Genomic DNA, 3,353 nt, shown 5'->3' on the forward strand with positions numbered 1-3,353 from the left:
TGACGATGACCTACTTTCACAGACGTCCGTCCACTATCATCGGCGCGAAGGCGTTTCACTGTCCTGTTCGGGATGGGAAGGAGTGGTACCACCTTGCTATGGTCGTCAGGCGTAACTGGTTGAGCTGCTGCGTATTAACGCAACCGCTCCAATCTTAGAAGAAACACAACGTGTGGATGATCAGAGGCTAGCTCGATGATCATGCACAGGGGGGTCGTAATTGGTGTTGGCTGGCTGCCGACGGTGCAGCCAGATTTTGTATTGAACGACACTTGGAACGCTACATCACCAGGTCAATAACCATCAGTGTTATAGGATCAAGCCTCACGAGCAATTAGTATCGGTTAGCTTAACGCATTACTGCGCTTCCACACCCGACCTATCAACGTCCTGGTCTCGAACGACTCTTTAGGGGGATCAAGTCCCCGGGATACCTAATCTTCAGACGAGTTTCCCGCTTAGATGCCTTCAGCGGTTATCTCTTCCGTACTTAGCTACCCGGCAATGCCATTGGCATGACAACCGGTACACCAGAGGTACGTCCACTCCGGTCCTCTCGTACTAGGAGCAGGCTCCGTCAAGTATCCAACGCCCACGGCAGATAGGGACCAAACTGTCTCACGACGTTTTAAACCCAGCTCACGTACCTCTTTAAATGGCGAACAGCCATACCCTTGGGACCGGCTACAGCCCCAGGATGAGATGAGCCGACATCGAGGTGCCAAACACCGCCGTCGATATGAACTCTTGGGCGGTATCAGCCTGTTATCCCCAGAGTACCTTTTATCCGTTGAGCGATGGCCCTTCCATTCAGAACCACCGGATCACTATGTCCTGCTTTCGCACCTGTTCGACTTGTCAGTCTCACAGTCAAGCACGCTTATGCCATTGCACTATCAGCACGATTTCCGACCGTACCTAGCGTACCTTCGAACTCCTCCGTTACACTTTGGGAGGAGACCGCCCCAGTCAAACTGCCCACCATGCACTGTCCCCGATCCGGATAACGGACCAAGGTTAGAACCGCAAACAAACCAGGGTGGTATTTCAAGGATGGCTCCACGTGATCTAGCGACCACGCTTCAAAGCCTCCCACCTATCCTACACAGGCCGGTTCACAGATCAATGCAAAGCTACAGTAAAGGTTCATGGGGTCTTTCCGTCTAGCCGCGGGTAGATTGCATCATCACAAACACTTCAACTTCGCTGAGTCTCAGGAGGAGACAGTGTGGCCATCGTTACGCCATTCGTGCAGGTCGGAACTTACCCGACAAGGAATTTCGCTACCTTAGGACCGTTATAGTTACGGCCGCCGTTTACCGGGGCTTCGATCAAGAGCTTGCACCCCATCACTTAACCTTCCGGCACCGGGCAGGCGTCACACCCTATACGTCGACTTTCGTCTTTGCAGAGTGCTGTGTTTTTAATAAACAGTCGCAGCCACCGATTCTCTGCGACCCCATCATGCTAAGCGCGCAGGCGCTTCACACTACCGGGGTATACCTTCTCCCGAAGTTACGGTATCAATTTGCCGAGTTCCTTCTCCTGAGTTCTCTCAAGCGCCTTGGAATATTCATCCCGTCCACCTGTGTCGGTTTGCGGTACGGTCTCGTACAGCTGAAGCTTAGAGGCTTTTCTTGGAACCACTTCCAATCACTTCGCAAGCAATGCTCGCTCGTGCCATACCCTTGATTTACGCGCCCGGATTTGCCTAAGCGCCATCTTCGATACAGCAACAGGGACATCCAACACCCTGATGATCTTCCGCGATCCGTCCCCCCATCGCACTGTACGACGGTACTGGAATATTAACCAGTTTCCCATCAGCTACGCATCTCTGCCTCGCCTTAGGGGCCGACTCACCCTGCGCCGATGAACGTTGCGCAGGAAACCTTGGACTTACGGCGAGGGGGCTTTTCACCCCCTTTATCGCTACTCATGTCAGCATTCGCACTTCTGATACCTCCAGCAGCCTTTACAAGCCACCTTCGCAGGCTTACAGAACGCTCTCCTACCGCGTGCACTAAAAGTGCACACCCGCAGCTTCGGTTTATCGCTTAGCCCCGTTACATCTTCCGCGCAGGACGACTCGATCAGTGAGCTATTACGCTTTCTTTAAAGGATGGCTGCTTCTAAGCCAACCTCCTGACTGTCTATGCCTTCCCACTTCGTTTCCCACTTAGCGATAATTCGGGACCTTAGCTGGCGGTCTGGGTTGTTTCCCTCTTGAGTCCGGACGTTAGCACCCGGTGCTCTGTCTCCCAAGCTGTACTTGCGGGTATTCGGAGTTTGCCATAGTTTGGTAAGTCGCCATGACCCCCTAGCTATAACAGTGCTCTACCCCCCGCAGTAATACTTGAGGCACTACCTAAATAGTTTTCGGAGAGAACCAGCTATTTCCAGATTTGTTTAGCCTTTCACCCCTATCCACAGCTCATCCCCTAATTTTTCAACATTAGTGGGTTCGGTCCTCCAGCACGTGTTACCGTGCCTTCAACCTGGCCATGGATAGATCATCTGGTTTCGGGTCTACACCCAGCGACTGAATCGCCCTATTCGGACTCGCTTTCGCTACGGCTTCCCTATTCGGTTAACCTTGCCACTGAATGTAAGTCGCTGACCCATTATACAAAAGGTACGCAGTCACCCCACAAGGAGGCTCCTACTGTTTGTATGCATACGGTTTCAGGATCTATTTCACTCCCCTTCCGGGGTTCTTTTCGCCTTTCCCTCACGGTACTGGTTCACTATCGGTCGATCACGAGTATTTAGCCTTGGAGGATGGTCCCCCCATCTTCAAACAGGATTTCACGTGTCCCGCCCTACTTGTCTTACGCTTAGTTCCACACACAAGATTTCGCCTACAGGGCTATCACCTGCTACGGCCGGACTTTCCATTCCGTTCGACTATCTTGCGTGCTAAAACGTAAAGGCTCTTCCGATTTCGCTCGCCACTACTTTCGGAATCTCGGTTGATTTCTTTTCCTCGAGCTACTGAGATGTTTCAGTTCACCCGGTTCGCTTCCACTAGCCTATGTATTCAGCTAGGGATACCGCATTGCTGCGGTGGGTTTCCCCATTCGGACATCTACGGATCAAAGCTTGTTTGCCAGCTCCCCGTAGCTTTTCGCAGGCTACTACGTCCTTCATCGCCTGTGATCGCCAAGGCATCCACCATATGCACTTAGTCGCTTGATCCTATAACGCTGTAGGCTATAGGACCTGAGTATTAGCGTTTGTGCCGTTCATAAGTTTCAAAGCAGTCTGAGGTTATTCACCCCAGTCTTGAGAACTTGGAACAAAATAATGCAATCACAACCCGTACCTATCTTCTTCGACTTGCGCCGAGTACT

The 3,353-nt window shown here is 52.0% G+C and carries 2 rRNA genes; both read right to left on the minus strand.

From position 1 onward, the window contains the following. Positions 1-110 (minus strand): 5S ribosomal RNA (gene rrf, locus CQ050_RS30565); the annotation flags it as partial. A gap of 203 nt (positions 111-313) precedes the next feature. After that, positions 314-3,198: ribosomal RNA gene (locus CQ050_RS30570) — 23S ribosomal RNA — on the minus strand. Positions 3,199-3,353 lie beyond the last annotated feature (155 nt).

Source organism: Achromobacter sp. MYb9, assembly GCF_002975275.1.
In the GTDB taxonomy this organism is placed as follows: Bacteria; Pseudomonadota; Gammaproteobacteria; order Burkholderiales; family Burkholderiaceae_B; genus Achromobacter.